Origin of the sequence: Rhodococcus sp. IEGM 1330 (assembly GCF_033142445.1) — a bacterium.
GTDB lineage: Bacteria > Actinomycetota > Actinomycetes > Mycobacteriales > Mycobacteriaceae > Rhodococcoides.
In genome coordinates this window covers 180,273-199,419 of the sequence record NZ_JAWLSB010000008.1, presented here as the reverse complement: position 1 = coordinate 199,419, position 19,147 = coordinate 180,273, and the positions used below count along the sequence as shown (strand labels likewise).

The following is a 19,147-nucleotide window of genomic DNA, read 5'->3' as shown; positions in this document are numbered from 1 at the left end:
CGTTTCGTATCTGGAGAAAAACTATGACTGCCAACAAATTTCACCTCGGATGGTTCCTCGGAGCCGGCTTCGGCGTCCAGTCCTGGAACCAGCCGTGGTCGGGTACCGGTGCGACCGACTGGATGATGCCCGATCAGTACGTGGACCTGGCGCACTCGCTCGAGCGGGCGTGTTTCGACTTCCTCATCATGGAGGACTCGGTACAGGTCTCGGACACCTACAAGGGTTCGATGGAGTACTACCTGGCAACGGCATCCGCGGCACCGAAACACGATCCTGCTGTCCTCGCCGGAATTCTGTCCTACACGACCAAGCACCTCGGCATCGTTCCGACTCTGACCACCACCTTCTACCACCCGTACACCGTGGCGCGTCTGATGTCGACGCTCGACCACATCGCCGAGGGACGCATCGGCTGGAACATCGTCACCGGCAGCAACACTCGTGCGGCGCAGAACTACGGATTCGATATGCCCGAGCACGATCTCCGCTACGACATCGCCGACGAGTTCGTCGAGCTCGCCTGCAAACTGTGGGACTCCTGGGAAGACGGAGCGGTGCATGCGGACACCTCGGCGGGCGGCATCTACGCCGACCACGAGAAGGTCAACCGAATCGATTTCGAGGGCAAGTTCTTCAAGTCGAGGGGACCGCTGAACACCATCCCCAGCCCGCAGCGTCGGCCGGTGTTTCTACAGGCAGGTGGTTCGGACAAGGGCAAGGAGTTCGCCGCGAAGCACGCCGACGCCATCATCTCCAATCCCCATGGGACCGAGAAGATGCGCCGCTACCGCGAGGACATCCGCCAGGGTGCCGTCGAGGCGGGCCGCAACCCCGACGACGTCAAGGTGATGTACCTGATCTCCCCGATCCTCGGTGAGACGACAGCCGAGGCCAAGGCCAAGCAGAAGCGTCGGGCAGATGCAGCGTCGAGCAACATCGACGGTCTCCTCGCCGGGCGTTCGCACCTGTCCGGTATCGATCTGAGCCAGTTCGACCTCGACGAGCCGTTGCCGGCAGATCTCGAAAGCAACGGGCACCGAAGCAGTTTCGCCGAGTTCAAGGGCGACGGCACGCAGACCCTGCGCGAGCGCATCACCGGTCACAGCGCCATCGACACCCTGGAGTTCGTGGGCACTCCCGACGACGTCGCCGACATGATGGACGGCGTCATGCAGGAGGTGGGCGGCGACGGCTTCCTGATTGCGGGAGCTCCGATGAACCGGCGCTACGTCGCCGAGATCACCGACGGGTTGGTGCCCGCGCTCAAGCGTCGAGGACTGACCCGAACGTCGTACGAGCACAGCCACTTCCGCGAGAACCTTCGCGCATTCTGATCGACCGACCGTAGGTCTCGAAACAAGAGGAGAAGACATGTTCCACCTTGGTTGGTTCTTGAGCTGGCAGGTGCAGTCGTGGAACCAGATGTGGTCGGGGGAGGGCGGAACCGAATGGAACCACCCCGAGCTGTACATCGACATGACGCGATCGCTCGAACGTGCCGGATTCGACTACATCATGTTCGAGGACGGTTCGTTCGTACCGGACTCGTTCGGTGGTTCCTCGGAGTGGTGGCTGGCCAATGCACGGTCGGTCCCCAAGCAGGACCCGAACTCGTTGCTCCCCATCCTGAGTCAGCACACCGAGCGTCTCGGCCTCATCGCCACGATGACGACGTCGTTCCATCCGCCGTACATGGCGGCTCGCACCGCAGCCACGCTCGACCACCTCAGCAACGGGCGCGCCGGGGTCAATCTGGTGACTTCCCACAATGTTCGGACGGCACAGAACTTCGGCTACGAGGAAATGTTCGAGCACGACCACCGGTACGAGATGGCCGACGAATGGATCGATCTCGTCAAGCAACTGTGGTCCTCGTGGGAGCCGGATGCTGTTCGTCTCGACCGAGACGCGGGCGTCTTCGCGGATTTCGCGAAGGTCCACAACATCGATTTCAAGGGCAAGTACCACTCGTCCCGCGGGCCGATCAACACCACTCCGACGCCGCAGGGCCGACCGGTGATCTGCCAGGCCGGCGGATCGCCTGCAGGGCGCGGCTTCGCGGCCAAACACGCCGAGACCATTCTCGCTCAGGTCGAGAGCGTCGAGGCCATGAAGACGTACCGCGACGACGTCCGCGCCCGCATGATCGTGGAGGGGCGGGACCCGGATTCGTGCAAGATCATGTTCATCGTCAGCCCGGTACTCGGGGAGACCGAGCAAGAAGCGCAGGACAAGAACGAGCGGATCCTCGACGGCTTCCGCAACAACATCGACGTCAACCTGGCCTCGATGTCCTACGCCAGTGGCATCGACTTCTCGAAGTTCGATCTGGACGCGCCGATTCCCACCGTCGAGACCAATGCGGGCAGAGGGACGATGGCCCTGATCGGTGCCAACACCACCGGGATGACACTGCGCGAGGCGGCGAGTTCGGACATCAGGAAGTCTGTCCAACTGATCGGCACAGCCGACGCGGTGGCGGAGCAGATGGGCGATATCGCGGCCGAGGTCGGCGGCGACGGGTTCCTCATCGCAGGAAGCGTGAACCGGCGGTACATCAGCGAGATCACCGATGGCCTGGCACCCGAACTGCGCAAGCGTGGACTGATTCGTGACGGCTACGCGCACGAGCTGTTCCGCGACAACCTGATGGACTTCTGATCGTCGCTGCAGGGGTCGGCCCGTCGACGCAGGTGCGACCCGACTCGTATCCCTGGCGCGTGTTGTCGGTCACCGGACTCGGGATGAGCATCACGTTCGTATCGGTGTCGATGCTTCCCGTCGCTCTCCCGGACATGAGCGCGGGACTCGGAGCCTCTGCAGCGCAAACCGATTGGTTCATGCTCGCGTACCTGCTCACCACAGCAGTGTTCATACTGGTGCTCGGTAAACTCGCCGATCTCGTCGGCCGCCGCCCGGTCTACCTCGCCGGCTTGGCCTGCCTGACCGTCAGCGCCGCGGTCATCGCGATGGCGAGTGACTCGGACGTCGTGATCGGGTTGCGCGTGGTGCAGGGTATCGGCGCTGCGGCGGTGATCACCAACACCACTGCGCTTCTCGTCGACGCGTTCGAGCCGCAGAAGCTCTCGATCGGCATCGGCTGGAACATCACGATCATGTCGCTCGCCGTCTCCATCGGCCCGCTGCTCGGCGGTGTGCTGACCGAGACCGTCGGGTGGCGTGGAGTATTCGGAATCGTCGTTCCGCTCGGCGTCGTCGGAACGGTGTGGGCCTGGCTCACTCTGCGCCGAACACCGCGGCCCAAGACCGGGGCACCCCTGGACTATGCCGGTGCGCTGGGGTCGATGGTCATCCTCGGTGGCTTGGTCTACGGGGTGAATCGTGGTGGCAGTGACGGTTTCGGAGCGTGGCAGTCCGTCGTGCCGCTCGCGTGTGTCGTGGTCGTGGTGCCGCTGTTCTGGTGGTGGGAGAAGCGAGCCTCAGATCCGATCGTGGATCCGAAGCTACTGATGGACAGATTCCGGGGGAGCGCGTACACCGCATCGTTTCTGGTGACGATGGCGGAAGGCGCGGTGGCGGTGACCATGTCGCTCTACCTGCAGAGTGCCCGGGGCTCGAGCCCTATCGACGCCGGATTGCAGATCACCGCACTTGCCGTCGGCACCACGGTGATGTCGCCGATTGCGGGAACACTGGCCACCAGGGTCTCGACGCGGACGTTGACGACGGTGTCCACGCTCGGCACCGCAGCAGTGCTGTCACTGCTCGCCTTGCACATCGCGGGGCCGGCCCGGGACGTTCCCATCGTCGTACTGCTGTTCGCCCTCGGTCTCAGCGGTGGGCTCTTCAAGACGGCCAATGCCGCAGCGATCAACGTGGGAGTGGCATCGAACCGTTCGGGAATGGCGAACGGTCTTCGGGTGTCCCTCGACAACACCGCGGTCACCCTCAGCACGGCGCTCGCACTGGTGCTCGCCGTGTCTGCACTGCCGCCCGCACTGCGCGAGTTGGTGTATTCCGGAGACGGCCTGATGTTGCCGGAGAGCGAATCGAATTCGTTGACAACAGGTTTCGTGATTGCCGTTGCCGCGATGGCTGTCGCAGCGCTGCTCGCGAGCGTGGCGTCGGGACTACGCGGAATTCACCCGAAGGAACCTGCCGAGCTGTCTCGGCTGCACAGAAGTGATCTACCCACATCGAGAGCAAGGAGCACGGCATGACCAAATTTCATCTGGGGTGGTTCACCAACTTCTCCAACCCGCCGTGGAACACCACCTGGGCAGGCGACGAAGGTAGGACGTGGGCCAACGGTGAGCTGCATGTCGACTTCGCTCGGTCGCTCGAGCGCGCCTGCTTCGACTACATCATGCTCGAGGACTCCTCGATGGTCTCTGACGCTTTCGAACAGACGTCGAGGGTGGACCTGAAATACGGCCTGTATGCGCCGAAACACGACCCGGTGACGCTGGTTCCGATGCTGACCGCGGCGACGAAGCACATCGGCATCATCGCGACGTGCTCGACGTCCTTCTATCCGCCGTGGCTGCTCGCGCGCCGGTTCTCCACCCTCGATCATCTCAGCGGCGGGCGCGTCGGCTGGAACGTCGTGACCTCCAGCGAGGACCGCGCTGCGCAGAACTACGGCATGGACAAGCTCGCGGAACACGACCAGCGGTACGAACGGGCCGACGAGTTCGTCGATCTCGTCAAGCAGTTGTGGGCATCGTGGGAGGAAGACGCCATGGTCCTCGACCGAGAGACCGGCACGTACGTCGATCACACGAAGGTCCACGTCACCAACTTTCGCGGCAAGTACCACGCATCCCGTGGACCGCTGAACCTGCCTCGTTCACCGCAGGGCGAACCGGTGATCTGCCAGGCCGGCGGCTCACCGCGCGGTCGCGAATTCGCCGCCCGCAACGCCGAGACCATCCTCAGCGCAGCCAAGGACCCGGCCGGGATGAAGGCGTTCCGCGACGACATCCGGATGCGGATGGAGAAGGCGGGCCGCGACCCGGACAGCTGCAAGATCATGTTCATCACCCAGCCCGTCCTGGCGGACACCGAATCCGACGCACGCGCCAAGGTGGAGCGCATGACGGCCGATGTCGATTCACGCATCGAGTTGGCGCTCGGTCACATTTCGGCGTTGACCGAGATCGATCTGTCGACGTACGAACTGGACGAGGAGTTTCCCGAACTCTCCACCAACGGACACCGGACGACCCTGGGCGACTTCCTGTCCTACGGCAATACGCCTCGCACAGCGGCATTGGGTTGGACCATGAAGAACGTGCACTACGTCGGCACCCCTGACTCCGTTGCCGAGCAGATGGGCGAGACGATGGACTTCGTCGGGGGTGACGGATTCCTGATCACCGGCAACATCGGTCGACGCTACGTCGGCGAGATCACCGAGGGCCTCGTCCCCGCGCTGCAGCGACGTGGACTCGTCCGTACCGAATACGAGCACGACATGTTTCGTGAGAATCTCTTGTCCTTCTGATGCGGTTGCTGCGCAGAGATTCGGTGGTACCGGGTCCGGTGTATGCGTTGGCCTTCGTCAACGTGTGCATCGGTCTCGGCTACGGCGTTGTGGCTCCGGTCATTCCGGTCTTCGCCCGAGATTTTGGGGTAACGGATCTGGCTGCCTCGTCCGTGGTGAGCATCTACGCCTTCACCCGAGTACTGGCGTCGTTCGGTGCATCTCGCCTGTTGATGCGTTTCGACGAACGCACGATTCTCACCGCGGGGCTGCTGCTGGCGGCCACCTCGTCGCTGGCGGCAGCATTCGCCCCGACGTTTCTGTCCCTGTTGTTGCTGCGGGCCGTCGGCGGCGTCGGGACTGCGATGTTCACCGTGGCTGGGCAGCAGTTGCTCTTCCGCTACAGCACCCCGGAAACCGGCGGCAGAACGGCGTCCGTCTTCCAGTCCGGCTTCCTCATCGGCGGGGTACTGGGCCCGGTGATCGGCGGTGCGGTCGCTCTCGTCTCGCTTCGGGCTCCGTTCCTCACACACGCACTGACTTTGATCGTCGGGGTCGCCGTTGTCTGGTTCGCGTTCCGATCGAGTGACAGGAAGGACGCCGCGAACGGTGTCGTGCACGATACGACGACCCGACCGGAACCGATGACGCTGCGAAGTGCTTTCGGCCACCGCGGATTCCGCGCGTCGATCGCGTCGAATTTCGCCAACGGCTGGGTCGGCAACGGGGTGCGGTTCACCCTCATCCCACTGTTCGTCGCGACGGTGATCGGCGGCAGCCCCTTCGTTTCGGGTCTGGTTCTCGTCGTCGGAGCCGTCGTGCAGATCGTCGTCGTCAAACCTGCAGGCAGACTCGTCGACAGCTGGGGTCGACGGCCCATGTTGGCCTTCGGTTCCGGTCTGATTCTGCTCGGGCTCGTCGTTCTCGCCGTTGTTCCCACACTGCCGATCCTCGTGCTGACGATGGTGTTGTGGGGAGTGGGCGGCACGTGTGCCATGGTCGCCAGCGCGGCGACCGTGGGCGACGTGCTGGCGGGGCGAGGCGGCAGTCCCATTGCCGTGTACCAGGTCACGTTCGATGTCGGCACCATGCTCGGCCCGCTCGTCGCCGGCGCTGTCGTCGCACAGGCGTCCTACTCTCTCGCCTTCACCGCCAGCATCCCCGTCGCGGCGTTGGCCGTCCTACTGGCTCTTCGACCCTGGCGGACCGTCGCTGTGTCGACTCCCGAATCGAAGGTGGTCGTCACCGAGGAATCCGCCGTCCCTGCCCCGACCATTCACGACCACCATTTTGGAAAAGAGGACCGATGTCACAACCGTTCACTCTCGGTTGGTTCACCAACTACCTCGTCCCCGACTGGACCGGACCCTTTGCCGGAACCGGTGGAACAGATTGGGCCGACGGAACTTTCGCTGTCGACGTCGTGCGCGCGCTCGAGCGAGCGGGAATCGACTTCGTGATGCTGGAGGATTCGACCGCGCTGACCGACATCTACGGCGGCACGTTCGAGTCCGAACTCAAATGGACGCCCCGAGCGCCGAAGCACGACCCGATGGCACTGGCCTCGCGCCTGGCATACGAGACCGACAGAATCGGCATCGTCGTCACCGCGTCCACGAGTTTCTACCCACCGTTCCTGCTCACCCGATTGCTGTCGACGCTAGACCATCTCAGTCGTGGCCGGATGGGGTGGAACATCGTCACCTCGACCGGGGACCGAGCGGCACAGAACTTCGGCAAGGACACGCTGCCGACCCACGATGCCCGGTACGAGATCGCCGAGGAGTTCGTCGACGTCGCGAACCAACTGTGGGCCTCCTGGGACGCCGATGCCGCATCGCCGATCGCTCCCGGTCTCGAGTCCTACGTGGACCACACCAAGGTCAGGACCATCGATCATGTCGGCGAACACTTCTCGGTGCGTGGGCCGCTCAACACCTTGCCGAGCCCGCAGGGCAAGCCGGTGCTGTGCCAGGCCGGAGCGTCGAAGTCCGGTATCGATCTCGCCGCGCGAGTAGCCGACCTCGTGGTCGCTGCGCCGAAGGGTCGAGACGCGATGCGCGAGTACCGAAACACGGTGCGGGCCCGTGCCGCAGAGTTCGGACGCAACCCCGATGACATCAAGGTTCTCTACATGGTGACGCCGATTCTGGGGGAGACCGAGGACGACGCGAGGCGCAAGGCGGAGCGCTATTACGAACCAACCGACGCGGCTATCGCACGCCGTTTGATCATGTTGTCCGGAGACATCGACTTCTCAGTGCTCGACGTGGACAAGCCGATTCCGGACGATCTGAAGACCGAGGGGAGCACCAGCATTCTGGACAACCTGCGGACATGGGCGAACGGCAGGTCGATTCGCGAAACCGTGGCCACCGAACGGACGGAATCCTTGCGACTGGTCGGAACGCCGGCAAGTGTGGCGGACGAAATGGAAAGCGTCATCGACGAGGTAGGCGGAGACGGCTTCCTGTTCTTCGGGGGTGGCGGCGGAGTGCTCAATCGTCGGTACGTCGACGACGTGTGCGACGGGCTGATGCCCGAACTCGCACGACGCGGCGTCGCAGGCACCGGATACCGCGGCAGCAATCTCCGCGAGCACCTGGCAGGTGCGCGATGAGTACACCGCGCATGCATCTGGGCTGGTTCACCAGCTTTCGTCCACCGGTGTGGAGCTCGCACTGGACCGGAGCCGATTCCGATTCCTGGGCCGACGGGCGCTTTCACGTCGAGATGGCCCAGGCGCTCGAGCGGGCCGGATTCGACTATCTGATGCTCGAGGACTCGTCGATGGTGTCCGACATCTACGGCGGCACCACGGAGTTCGACCTGGCGAAGGCGCAGTACGCGCCGAAGCACGATCCGGTCGCACTGGTACCGATGTTGGCCGCGGCCACATCGAGGCTCGGGATCGTGACCACGATGTCCACCAGCTTCTACCCGCCGTACCTGTTGGCGCGGGTGGTGTCGACTCTCGATCACATGTCCCACGGACGGGTCGGCTGGAACGTGGTGACGTCGAGTGAGGACCGCGCTGCGCAGAACTTCGGCATGGACGCGCTGCCGCCACACGACGAACGATACGAGCGCGCAGAGGAGTTCGTCGAAGCAGTCGATGCGCTCTGGAAGTCGTGGGAACCTGACGCACTGGTGATGGACATGGCGTCGAACACGTACGTCGATCACACCAAGGTGCACGACGCGAATTACGTCGGCAAGTTCCACCGCACGCGCGGCCCGCTCAACACGCTGCCGATGCCGCAGGGCAGGCCGGTGATCTGCCAGGCCGGGGGATCACCGCGCGGGCGTGCGTTCGCCGCGCGCAATGCCGACACGATCATCTGTCAGGCCCAGGGTGTCGAGGCGATGAAGGCCTATCGCGAGGACGTTCGTGCGATGGCATCGGACGCAGGTCGCGATCCGGATTCGATCAAGATTCTCTACATCGTGTCGCCGGTGCTGGGTGAGACCGACAGCGAAGCTCGCGAACTCGATGCGCGGTCTCGTGAGGCCACCGATGGACGTGTGCACGCTGCCCTGGCGCATATTTCTGCGGTGACAGGCAACGACCTGTCGACGATGGACATCGATGCCCCGCCGCCGGAACTGACGACCAACGGGCACCGCACGACGCTCGCGGACTTCCTCGCGGGTTCGGGGAGCAGCAAGCTCAACGAGGACGGAACTCCGAAGACGTTGCGCCAGTTGGCTGCCACGTGGTCGATCACCTCGGTTCCGCTGGTGGGTACTCCCGACACCGTGGCCGCGCAGATGGAAGACGTCATCGATGCTGTCGGTGGTGACGGCTTCCTCATGACCGGTCGGCTCGGTCGTCGTTACTACACGGAGGTGACCGACGGGCTTGTGCCTGCACTGCGTCGTCGAGGATTGGTGCGGGAAAGCTACGCGCACAGCCAGTTACGGGATAATCTGCTGGACTTCTGATTGATCGACACCAGGGGGTCGGTATTCGCACGACCCCCTGGTGTCAGTTCAGGGTGGTGCTGCCGGCCGTGACTGTAGATCCGATGATGGCAACTCGATCGGCCCGGAAGTGAGTGAAACTGAGCTCGGCCGGACGGCCGTCGGTGTCGCGAGTGATCAACTCGCGCAGCAGCACTGGTGCTCCCACCGCCATCTCCAACAACTCGGCGGGCCTTTCCTGGCAGGAGATTGCCTCTACCACTGAGCTGCTCCCGCCGTACGTGGTGTCGAAGATTCTGTGGTGAGCAACTGCCATCGGTGGAAATTCCGAATGGTTGCTCTCGATCCGCACCTTGAAGTCCTCGATGTCGAAATCTGTGATGCAGTAGCCCACCCGCAGGTACAGCGGCTTTCCGCCCATTCGGCCTATCTGCTCGAGCAGGATCACCGTCTCCACCTCGGTACCGATGAACTCCTGGATCACCGCAGGTGCAGTGATGCGCCGGCATTCCAGGGTTTCCACCGTCAGTCGACCCTCATCCGGCGCGCCGGCCCAGGCTCGCGGGCCGATTTCGCCTTCTCGCACGGCCACGATGTCGTGTGCGATCGACGTACCTGCTCGACGCGCCCGCAGTACGACGCCATCGTCGGCAAGCATCTGAAGTGCCTTGCGCACAGCGTTTCTCGTCGCCCCCAACGTCTCGATGAGGTGCTGCTCGGAGAGTACCTTGTCGTGCGGCATCGTGCCTCTGCGGATGCCCGAGCGGATCAACTCGTACACGCGTCGGGGAGAGGTCACGAACTTCTCGGAGCGATGGGCCTGCGCGCGGGTGAACTTCGCTCTCTGCTCGTCGGACTGTCTGCGGAGATGAGCTGCAACAGAGCCGGATTCGTCGTCGAAGAAGGGGCGGGTCATTGGTCTTGGCCTTCCGATGATGCGCGCGTGAGGGAGCAGGTGGCCGCAGCGTCGAGATCACCAGTGTTGCCGTCGAGTCTATCGGAGATCGGGCGACGGCCTCGTACCAGTGCTGTGGCCTTAACGTCCAGGATGCCGGAGAACCAGCTGGTCAGCGCATTGGTTGCATTGATTTCGTGTGCGTAATGCGCTGTTTACCATCGGCGTCGCTTCGGGAAACACCGTGAGGCAACTATGGGACTCGTTCATATTCGACGGCGTTCGGTGGGAGCAATACATGACGACAACTACTGAGCGCGAATCTGTTTCGCTCGTGGGTCACGATAGCGTTCGGACCGATCCAGCTCGGACGACGAACTCGTCGGTACTGAGTGTGGAGAATCTCTCGGTCACGTACGGGACCGATGACTCTGCGGTGGTCGCAGTGCGGGAGGCATCGTTCGAGATTGCACCCGGCGAGCGAGTGGCTCTGGTGGGTGAATCGGGTTCGGGGAAGTCGACCCTGGCCATGACGATCGCTGGATTGCTCGACGTGTCGGCGGGCGCCACAGTCGAATCGACGCGTCTCGAATTCGAGGGCAGGCCGGCTCAGCCGTCGACCGGCCGCAGCGTGCCACGGCGAACCGACGGCATCGCGATGGTGTTCCAGGATGCCATGACGGCACTCGATCCGGTGTGGACCATCGGGGGCCAGTTCAAGCACGTGCTCGCGGGAGCGGGAATCACGGGCAGGCGTGAGCGTGCAGACACGACCGCGTACTGGCTGAACAAGGTCGGTCTGTCCGACACGAAGCGGGTGATGCGGAGTCGGCCGTACGAGCTGTCCGGCGGAATGCGTCAGCGGGTGATGACTGCCCTGGCGTTGTGCGGGTCTCCGCGACTGCTGATCGCCGACGAGCCGACCAGCGCACTCGATGCGTCGCTCGCCCGCGGAACCATGGAGTTGCTGCAGAACCTGACCCAGGAGCAGGGGACTGCGCTGCTCATCGTCAGTCACGACATCAAGCTGTGCCTCGAGTTCTCCGACACGATGCTGGTGATGTATCGGGGCGAGTTGGTGGAGCAGAAGGCGTCCGCGGAGATCGTTGCCACCGCGACGCATCCGTACACCAAGGGTCTGTTGGGTTGTGTCCCCACTCTCGCGAATCGCTCGGCGACGAGACTTCCCGTGCTCCGGGACTTCATGCCTGCCTGAGCCCCGTGGGGGATCAGTTCCGCGCCACCTGGGTTGGTGTGGTTCTTTACTGCTTCGGCGCGAGCACGATGTCGAATTCGACTCTCGACCAGGTGTTTTCCCCAAGATCGCGACCATCGGGGGTGGGGGTTGCCGCGGGCTGCTCCACGAAGCCCTTGATCAGCGAGTCCTTGACACCGAACACCGAATCACGATCGAGCAGTTCGTCGCCGCGTACGAAGATGTGGGTGATCAGTGTGCGTTTGCCCTCGGCGGTCACCATGAAGTGCAGGTGCGATGCCCGCATCGGCGAACGTCCAGCGGCGTCGAGCATCCGCCCGACGGGTCCGTCGAACGGAATCGGGTAGGGAGTCGGGGTGAGGCCCCAGAACGCGAACGTCCCGTTGTCGTCCGAGAACAGATGGCCGCGAGCGGCGACCCGTCCATCGGAGTACTGGACGTCGTAGAAGCCGTCGTCGTCGGCTTCCCATACCTCGATCCGGGCATTCGCAACGGGTTCACCCGCGATATCTGTGACCGTCCCCTCGACCCAGCATGCTTGGCCCGGTGCGCCGTGGGAGATGTCACCGCCCGACTCGATCGCGGGGGCGTCGTCGACGAAGAACGGACCGAACACCGTCGACTCCGTCTCGCCTGCGATCGCTTCGTTGTTGACGGTCACCGTCTGCATCGAGGCACCGAAGACATCGGACAGGAGAATGAATTCCTGACGCCGGTCATCGGTGATGTGACCGACCTCGGTGAGGAACTCGATGGCCGTGGTCCACTCGTCCTGTGTCAGTCGGACCTCCCGGATGAACGCGTGGAGATGCTCGGTCAATCCCGTGAGCAGTTCCCGCAGTCGCGGATCGGGGGTGTCGGCGAAGCTGGCCACGACCTTGTCGGTCAGCGCCCGCTCTCGGCCACTCTGCTCCGAGGAGATGTCGGTGCGGTTGTCGATACTCATGTCAGCGGTCCTCGTTGTCGGAAGTCGTTCCTGCCCAAAGATTACGGAGCAGCGTCATGAGCGATTCAGCAGTGACCGGCCGCGGATTGGAGGCTGGAGCGGCTTCGAGAACGAGTGCAACGGCTTCGTCGAGATCGGACTCCTTCAGCCCGTAGTCGCGCAGCGCGGTGGGTGCCTCGAGTTCGGTGCGGAGCGACCACAGTCCCTCGACTGCGGTGGTGGTGCCGAAAGCATTCGCGATGCGCTGCTCGGCCGCGGGCGCGTACGGAGCGTTGTACTCGAGTACGTGTGGCAGCACGATCGCATGGGTTTGTGCATGCGGCATGTTGTACGTGCCACCGAGCACATGGCAGATCTTGTGATGCAATCCGGATCCGGCGGACGCAAACGCGACCGCGGAAAGGTAAGCGCCGTACAGAGTTTGCTCATGGCCGGATTGGCTGGAGGGATCTCGCTTGATGTCTCGAAGCCCGCTGGACAGCGCAGTGATGGCCTCCACTGCGAGAGTCGAGTTGATCGGATCGGCGCGAGGAGCCCACATCGAGTCGACGGAATGCGCCAGGGCGTTGAGTCCGGACGCCACGCTCAACTCCACCGGAAGTGTCAGTAGCGACAGCACGTCGTAGATCACGGTGGTGGGGAGCACGCGCGCGTCGACGCCGGTGGTCTTGCGCGAGGACTCGGTCAGTCCCCACACGTTCGTGGCCTCCGAGCCCGCGTACGTGGTGGGAATGGCGACGATGGGAATACCGCTGGTGAGGGCGACGGCTTTGGCCAGACCGGTGGTCGAACCGCCGCCGATGGAGACCAGCAGATCCACCTCGTGTTCGCGGGCTGCGGCGCGCGCCTTCTCCGCCGTCTCGATCGGAACATGCTGTACCACTTCGGAATACATCAACCGTGGCTCGATCTTGCTGCACACTGATTTCGCCAGCTCCGTTTCGGCGGGGCCGGCGATCACCATGACCGACGTCGCGCCGAGTCGAGTGACCTCGGCGGCGAGGTTGGACGCGGCCTTGCCCGCTCCGAACAGAACGCGTTGAGCGAGTGAGTCGTGCTCGAATTCGAGCATCCGTGCCTCCGGTGTGTCAGTGAGCCGAGTGTGAGGGACGAGGGTGAATCAGTGCGAGGGGCGCGGAGTCGGCTGGTAGGCGAGCAGCAGCCACTGGTCGTTCTCCTTGACCCACACCGCAATCGAGTTGTTCACCAGTTCCTTCTCCTTGCCGTTCGCAGTGATGCTCGCGTTCATTTCGCCGACGACCACTGCAGTGTCCCCCGAGACGAGAATGTCCTCGGTGGGGTGGTCGATGCGGTGGTAGACGTAGAAACCGGAGGTGACTTTGTTCAGGTACGAGTCGACCGTATCGCGGCTGCCGTCGGAGTGGGTGTAGACGAGGTTCGGATGGCAGCAGCTCGCGAAAGCATCGAGATCGCCGTCGACGATCGCCGTGTAGCGCTTGTTCTCGAGCTCGGAAATCGTGGCCTTGATGGCGTCGATATCGAGTTCCTGTGCCTGTGTCATGGAATTCTCCTGGAAAGTCGAGCGGCCGCAGATGTGCCGGTAGGTGATGACGGTAGGCAGCCGATCAGCAAGTGTCAACTGTCACAGAACACCTTCGCTGTCGGTGTTCGACGGCTCGTCGGGCGGGTCCGGACCGACGGAACCGGTGGATCACGCTTTATTGCCCCAGGTGAATGATGGTCAGCTCCCAGGAAGAGTGGTGCACGGCATTACCTGCTTGACAAAGTGACCCACTGCACAGTTCAATCAGGACAGGACATTCATGCAGCAGTGGTGGACATTCTGACGCTCGGTGGTTGCCTACGTGTGCACAGCCGAGTTCCACGCAACAGAACCTCCCGCTGGGTCCACCACTCTCATCGCCCGATCAACGGAGAACTCTCGTGACATCACATGGTCAATCGGCTGGGGGCCCGGCTCCTTCGACGGGCGTCGGCCCTACTCCCGGGAACGAACGATCGACGCCAGGCGTAGTGCGCACGGCTCTGAGCGGGCGAGCCAGAGGCGCTGTCGCCATCGGAATTGCCACTGTCGTTCTGTTCCTGGTCAGCGCCCTGCTCGCCCCGCAGAGCGTCAGCAGCGGCGCGATATCTGCAATGTTGCCGTTCGCAGCAATCCTCGCGGTCGTTGCGATCGGTCAGACCCTGGTCGTACAGCAAGGCGGTATCGATCTGTCGGTACCGGGCGTGTTCTCGCTCTCGGTCGTCGCGGTCACCAAACTCGCGAGTAGCGGTACACCCGGTGCGATCTTCATGGCAGTGGGCGCGGCCCTGCTCATCTCTGCGGTGGCCGGAGCGGTCTCGGGCTTCGTCGTTGCGCGGTTGAACGTTGCTCCGATCGTCGCGACCCTCGGTATGAATGCGCTCCTGATCGGTGCGACCTGGGCGGTGTCCGAGGGTGCCGCACGCCGTACCCCGACCGGACTGTCCGACATCATCGGATCGACGGTGCTCGGAGTTCCGGTGACCGTCGTGGTCGCGGTCGTCCTGACGGTCATCGTCGGGGTCGTCGTTCGCCTCACCCCGACCGGTCGCATCTTCGAGGCTGTCGGTGCCAGTCCGCGCGTCGCCGTCGCGGCAGGCATTGCACCGCTGCGCTATACGTTGAGCGCGTATTCCGTTGCCGCAGTGCTGTACGCCGTCGCCGGTGTGTTGTTGACCGGCATCGTCAACACTCCGGGAATCAGTGAGGGCAACACCTACCTGCTGCCGTCGGTGGCTGCAGTGGTTCTCGGTGGCACGTCGCTGCTCGGCGGTAAGGGCAGCGTGCTCGCCTCGTTGATCGCCGCGGTGTTCTTCACCCAGGTCGACCGGTTGGCGTCCACTCTGGGACTCGCGTACGGCTGGCAGATCCTCATTCAGGCTCTCGCGCTCGGCCTCGGTGTGGCTTTCCACAGCGGTTTTCGGCCCGGAGCCACACGTCGCGCGACGGCTGTCGAGGAACCGCGGAAGCCGGTGGAGGTGTCGTGACCGCCCGAATGCGGCACCTGCCCCGATACGACATTCGTTCTTCTCCCTTGACTCGAGGACACCATCGATGAAGCTCAAGACCTACACCCTGCGGATGCTGACGCTGCTGCCTGTTGCCGCTCTGATCGCGGGCTGCTCGGTGGGCGGCTTCGAGACCGTGTCCAGCAGCGAGCCGCGACCGGACTGGTGCGGACCCACGCCTGCCGTCATCGGGTTCGCCGACGGTAGCGGTGGAAACAGTTGGAAACGAACCAACTTCGCCGAACTGCAAGACGAACTCGCCAAGTGTTCCTCCGTCACGGACTTCATCACCACGGACGCCCAGGGCGACACACAGAAGGCGATCGCCGACATCAAGAGCCTCGGCGCCCAGGGCGTCGACGGAATGCTCGTGTTCCCCGACTCGGGCAAGGCGGTTCTTCCGGCCCTGCGCTACGAGTACAAGGCCGGCGTCGCCGTCGTTCCGTACCGGATATCTCCCGGTGGCTCCGAGGGTTCGGAGTACACCACCTTCGTGGCCGCGGACTTCGGCGCGATCGGCCGCCTGTACGCCGAGTGGCTGGTGAAGTCGCTGCCGAACGGTGAGGGCAACGTTCTCTTCCTCGGCGGACCGCCCGCGAACTCTCAGGATCTCGCGGAATACGCAGGCATGCAGGAAGTCCTGGTCGACCATCCGGGCATCAAGTTGATCGGCGACCAGCCGTTCACCGTCACCAACTGGACGCCCGCGGAAACCCAGCAGGCCACCTCGACCATGCTCTCGCGCTTTCCCCAGATCGATGCGGTCATGACGGACTTCGCAGCGACCAGCATCATGACGGCCTTTCAGCAGGCCGGCCGTCCGCTTCCGCTGATCGCGTCGGCCGATTCCAACGGATTGTCGTGCCAGTACGAGCAATTGAAGGAAGCCAATCCCGGGTTCGAGCTGTTCACGGTCACCTCGCAGACCTACATGGTCCGGTTGGCCGTCCAGCACGTCGTGGCCGAGGCCACCGGAGGCGTCGCACCCGAGTCGAAAGTCGATGTGCCGGTTGCCTTCGAGGACTCGATCAGTGGTGCACCGAGCGCACCGATCTGTGAGCCGGCTCTGCCCGAGGATGCGCTCCTGTCGACCGAACTCGATCCGCAGCGCATCGGAGAGGTACTGCAATGACACGTCCGATCACACCGCAGCCAGTGCTGTCAGGAGCTTCGATGAACGAGAGATCCACGTCCACAGTCACTCTCGCCGAGCCGTACCTTCAGGTCCGCGGAATCGGCATGACCTTCGGCCCGGTGACCGCACTGGCCGGTGTCGACATCGACATCAGGCCGGGGCAGGTGCACGCGCTGTTGGGTGAGAACGGCGCAGGCAAGTCGACGCTGATGTCGATCATCTCCGGAACGTTGAGCCCGACGTCGGGATCGGTGGTCGTCGCGGGCGACGAGCGGACCGGCCTGACGCCTGCCGACGCACTCGCGCTCGGCATCTCCATCGTCCACCAGACTCCCGCCTTGTTGCCGGACCTGACGGTCTCCGAGAATCTCGTGCTGGCCATTCCCCGCCATCTGCGCCCCTCGGTCTTCGAGATGGGGCCGTGGGTCACCGAGAAGCTGGCGGTGGTGGGGTGCACGGTGCATCCGGACACCAAGTGCGCCGACCTTCCCATTGCCGAGCGTCAACTGATCGAGATCGCCAAGGCGCTCGCGATCGACACCAAGGTTCTCATTCTCGACGAGCCGACGGCACCGCTGGTGCAGGACAAGGTCGATCTGCTCTTCGAGCAGGTACGTCGGTTCGCCGCAGCCGGGGTAGCGGTCGTCTACATCACCCACCGCATTCCCGAGGTCCGGGAACTGGCGGACACGATGACCATCCTTCGCGACGGCCGGGTGCGCGGGTCCTACGATCCGCAGTCGCTCACCGACGACGAGATCATCACGCTCATCGCCGGCCGCGACGTCGACGCCGTGTTCCCGCCCAAGGGCACCGGCCCTAGTGCGGAAGGCCTCGTCGTCGAGAGCCTGTCGAGCCCCGATTTCGAGGACATCTCGTTCACGGTCGGTGCGGGGGAGATCGTCGGTCTCGCCGGTGTCGCGGGCAACGGTCAGGTCGCGTTGCTCCGTGCTCTCGCGGGTCTGACCGAATCCACCGGGACCGTTCGGTTGGGCGGTGATCGATTGACGCTGAAGTCTTCCGCCGACGCACACCGAGCCGGAATCGCGTTCATGCCTGCCGATCGCGCAGGGGAAGGTGTGTTGCCGGAGTTCTCGATCAGGGAGAATTCCGCCCTCGGCGCGTTCGGGCGATTCGTGTCCAACGGAATCATCGACAAGGGCCGCGAAAGTCGACTCACGACGGCGATGGCCACGGCACTGACCGTCAAGGCACCGAGTGTCGAGACCTCGGTGGGGAACCTCTCCGGAGGCAACCAGCAGAAGGTGGTCCTGGCCCGCGCGTTGCTGTCCGAGCCCACGCTCATTCTGGCCGAGGAGCCGACGCAAGGCGTCGACGCCGGGGCCCGCGCCGAGATCTACGGGCAGCTACGGGCAGCCGCAGACGACGGTATGGCGATTGTCGTGCTGTCCTCCGACGCCGTCGAACTCGAAGGATTGTGTGACCGGGTTCTGGTCGTCTCCCGCGGTGCCGTCGTGGAGTCACTCAGCGGTGACGCGGTGACCGAACACAACATGATGCAAGCCATGGTGTCGGCCACCGGACACCGAAGCAGTACTGCGGCAACGGGAGTCGGGGCGGTGGACAAGCCGCCGAGTAAAATCGTTCGGTCACTGCCTGCGTACACACTGCTCGGTGCCATCATCCTGCTGTCCCTGATCGCCACGACTCAGAACGCACGGTTCCTCGGTGAAGCCAACCTCGTGTCGGTACTGCTCACCACCACGGCGCTCGGCTTCATCGCGCTCGGCCAGATGCTGGTGGTGATGACCGGCGGCATCGATCTGTCGGTGGGTCCCCTGACCGGGCTGGTGCTGGTGATCATGTCGTTCTTCTGGTTCGACGGGGCGTCGGTGGGGAGTTTGGTGGCCGGTGTCGCTGTGGCCGTCGTTGCCGCAATCATCGTCGGCGCAATCAACGGCGGATTGATCCGCGGCCTTGGCTTCACTGCGGTGGCAGCGACACTGGTGACCTACATCGGTATTCAAGGAATTTCGCTGCTGCTGCGCCCGGAGATCGACGGATACGTCGACTTCGCCATCCTCGATATCATCAACTACAGCGTCGGCCCGGTTCCCGTGGCCTTCGTGGTTGCGGTACTCGCAGCCGCGGCGCTCGGTTTCGTTCTGCGCTTCGCTCGGCCCGGAATAGCGCTCCGCGCTTCGGGATCGGACAGCGTGATCGCCGAAAAGATGGGCGTCCGTACCGGCCTCACCGTCACCGCGGCCTACATCGGCTGCTCGTTGATGACGATGCTCGGCGGCATCATGTTGGTCGGTCAGGTCGGCGTCGGTGATCCGAACCAGGGGATCGGATTCACTCTGTCGGCCATCACCGCGGTCGTCGTGGCCGGAACGCTGCTGCGTGGCGGTAGCGGTTCGCCGATCGCAGTGCTTCTCGGAGCGCTCCTGCTGCAGGTGATTCTGGCTCTGGCCAACTTCCTGCGTCTCGATACGGCATGGCAGTACTGGCTGCAGGGCGCCATCGTCATCGTGGCCGCCGTACTGTACATCGCTCTGCAGCAGCGTAATTCGGACCGCAAGCACTGACCGTCCGCATACAACGTCACA

At 63.8% G+C, this 19,147-nt stretch carries 15 protein-coding genes; 11 read left to right on the top strand and 4 right to left on the bottom strand.

Annotation, left to right across the window (positions count from 1 at the left end; all coding sequences use genetic code 11):
- Positions 1 to 23: 23 nt before the first annotated feature.
- From R4P57_RS19185 to R4P57_RS19155, 7 genes are all read left to right on the top strand, one after another.
- Positions 24 to 1,337, top strand: coding sequence for an NtaA/DmoA family FMN-dependent monooxygenase (locus R4P57_RS19185; protein WP_317804419.1), 1,314 nt, complete (start codon positions 24 to 26; stop codon positions 1,335 to 1,337).
- Between the two features lie 37 nt (positions 1,338 to 1,374).
- On the top strand, positions 1,375 to 2,664 hold the full coding sequence (locus R4P57_RS19180; protein ID WP_317804418.1) for an NtaA/DmoA family FMN-dependent monooxygenase: 1,290 nt from the start codon (positions 1,375 to 1,377) through the stop codon (positions 2,662 to 2,664).
- Positions 2,665 to 2,747: 83 nt separating this feature from the next.
- Complete coding sequence (locus R4P57_RS19175) at positions 2,748 to 4,184, top strand: MFS transporter (RefSeq protein WP_317804417.1); 1,437 nt, start codon at positions 2,748 to 2,750, stop codon at positions 4,182 to 4,184.
- A complete protein-coding gene (locus tag R4P57_RS19170) occupies positions 4,181 to 5,470 on the top strand; it encodes an NtaA/DmoA family FMN-dependent monooxygenase (RefSeq protein ID WP_317804416.1) in 1,290 nt (429 codons plus the stop codon). Before R4P57_RS19175 ends, R4P57_RS19170 begins: the two co-directional genes overlap by 4 nt.
- Positions 5,470 to 6,909 carry an MFS transporter gene (locus tag R4P57_RS19165; protein WP_317804414.1) on the top strand — a complete coding sequence of 480 codons (1,440 nt, stop codon included), beginning with the start codon at positions 5,470 to 5,472 and terminating at the stop codon, positions 6,907 to 6,909. The genes R4P57_RS19170 and R4P57_RS19165 overlap by 1 nt, the downstream gene beginning before the upstream one ends.
- Entirely contained in the window at positions 6,873 to 8,069 is a 1,197-nt protein-coding gene (locus R4P57_RS19160; protein WP_317804413.1) for an NtaA/DmoA family FMN-dependent monooxygenase, read from the top strand. Before R4P57_RS19165 ends, R4P57_RS19160 begins: the two co-directional genes overlap by 37 nt.
- Positions 8,066 to 9,394, top strand: coding sequence for an NtaA/DmoA family FMN-dependent monooxygenase (locus tag R4P57_RS19155; RefSeq protein WP_317804412.1), 1,329 nt, complete (start codon positions 8,066 to 8,068; stop codon positions 9,392 to 9,394). Before R4P57_RS19160 ends, R4P57_RS19155 begins: the two co-directional genes overlap by 4 nt.
- Positions 9,395 to 9,437: 43 nt before the next feature.
- On the opposite strand, the gene R4P57_RS19150 is transcribed toward R4P57_RS19155, so the two are convergent.
- Positions 9,438 to 10,289: a GntR family transcriptional regulator gene (locus R4P57_RS19150; protein ID WP_317804411.1), complete on the bottom strand. Its 852-nt coding sequence runs from the start codon at positions 10,287 to 10,289 to the stop codon at positions 9,438 to 9,440.
- 373 nt (positions 10,290 to 10,662) lie between these two features.
- On the opposite strand from R4P57_RS19150, the gene R4P57_RS19145 reads away from it, so the two are divergent.
- A complete protein-coding gene (locus R4P57_RS19145; RefSeq protein ID WP_317804410.1) occupies positions 10,663 to 11,484 on the top strand; it encodes an ABC transporter ATP-binding protein in 822 nt (273 codons plus the stop codon).
- Between the two features lie 46 nt (positions 11,485 to 11,530).
- Here R4P57_RS19145 and R4P57_RS19140 read toward each other — a convergent pair whose 3' ends face one another.
- From R4P57_RS19140 to R4P57_RS19130, 3 genes are read right to left on the bottom strand one after another with little or no spacing between them, the layout of a single operon-like run.
- The gene (locus R4P57_RS19140) at positions 11,531 to 12,430 is read right to left on the bottom strand and encodes a dioxygenase (RefSeq protein WP_317804409.1); all 900 of its coding nucleotides are present in this window, start codon (positions 12,428 to 12,430) and stop codon (positions 11,531 to 11,533) included.
- A gap of 1 nt (position 12,431) precedes the next feature.
- Positions 12,432 to 13,502: a maleylacetate reductase gene (locus tag R4P57_RS19135; protein ID WP_317804408.1), complete on the bottom strand. Its 1,071-nt coding sequence runs from the start codon at positions 13,500 to 13,502 to the stop codon at positions 12,432 to 12,434.
- 48 nt (positions 13,503 to 13,550) lie between these two features.
- Positions 13,551 to 13,952 (bottom strand): nuclear transport factor 2 family protein, encoded by a 402-nt coding sequence (locus R4P57_RS19130; protein WP_317804407.1) that lies wholly within the window; start codon positions 13,950 to 13,952, stop codon positions 13,551 to 13,553.
- Positions 13,953 to 14,425: 473 nt separating this feature from the next.
- Between R4P57_RS19130 and R4P57_RS19125 the strand changes: the two genes are divergently transcribed.
- From R4P57_RS19125 to R4P57_RS19115, 3 genes are all read left to right on the top strand, one after another.
- Entirely contained in the window at positions 14,426 to 15,421 is a 996-nt protein-coding gene (locus R4P57_RS19125) for an ABC transporter permease (protein ID WP_317804406.1), read from the top strand.
- A 67-nt stretch (positions 15,422 to 15,488) separates the two neighbouring features.
- A complete protein-coding gene (locus R4P57_RS19120) occupies positions 15,489 to 16,574 on the top strand; it encodes an ABC transporter substrate-binding protein (protein ID WP_317804405.1) in 1,086 nt (361 codons plus the stop codon).
- A gap of 41 nt (positions 16,575 to 16,615) precedes the next feature.
- Complete coding sequence (locus tag R4P57_RS19115) at positions 16,616 to 19,126, top strand: ATP-binding cassette domain-containing protein (protein ID WP_317804404.1); 2,511 nt, start codon at positions 16,616 to 16,618, stop codon at positions 19,124 to 19,126.
- The last annotated feature ends 21 nt before the right edge of the window (positions 19,127 to 19,147 follow it).

Bases quoted from the DNA above. Each gene is read 5' to 3' on its own strand.
- R4P57_RS19185 (WP_317804419.1), top strand. From the start codon at position 24: ATGACTGCCAACAAATTTCACCTCGGATGGTTCCTCGGAGCCGGCTTC.
- R4P57_RS19180 (WP_317804418.1), top strand. From the start codon at position 1,375: ATGTTCCACCTTGGTTGGTTCTTGAGCTGGCAGGTGCAGTCGTGGAAC.
- R4P57_RS19175 (WP_317804417.1), top strand. From the start codon at position 2,748: ATGAGCATCACGTTCGTATCGGTGTCGATGCTTCCCGTCGCTCTCCCG.
- R4P57_RS19170 (WP_317804416.1), top strand. From the start codon at position 4,181: ATGACCAAATTTCATCTGGGGTGGTTCACCAACTTCTCCAACCCGCCG.
- R4P57_RS19165 (WP_317804414.1), top strand. From the start codon at position 5,470: ATGCGGTTGCTGCGCAGAGATTCGGTGGTACCGGGTCCGGTGTATGCG.
- R4P57_RS19155 (WP_317804412.1), top strand. From the start codon at position 8,066: ATGAGTACACCGCGCATGCATCTGGGCTGGTTCACCAGCTTTCGTCCA.
- R4P57_RS19150 (WP_317804411.1), bottom strand. From the start codon at position 10,289: ATGACCCGCCCCTTCTTCGACGACGAATCCGGCTCTGTTGCAGCTCAT.
- R4P57_RS19140 (WP_317804409.1), bottom strand. From the start codon at position 12,430: ATGAGTATCGACAACCGCACCGACATCTCCTCGGAGCAGAGTGGCCGA.
- R4P57_RS19135 (WP_317804408.1), bottom strand. From the start codon at position 13,502: ATGCTCGAATTCGAGCACGACTCACTCGCTCAACGCGTTCTGTTCGGA.
- R4P57_RS19130 (WP_317804407.1), bottom strand. From the start codon at position 13,952: ATGACACAGGCACAGGAACTCGATATCGACGCCATCAAGGCCACGATT.
- R4P57_RS19120 (WP_317804405.1), top strand. From the start codon at position 15,489: ATGAAGCTCAAGACCTACACCCTGCGGATGCTGACGCTGCTGCCTGTT.
- R4P57_RS19115 (WP_317804404.1), top strand. From the start codon at position 16,616: ATGAACGAGAGATCCACGTCCACAGTCACTCTCGCCGAGCCGTACCTT.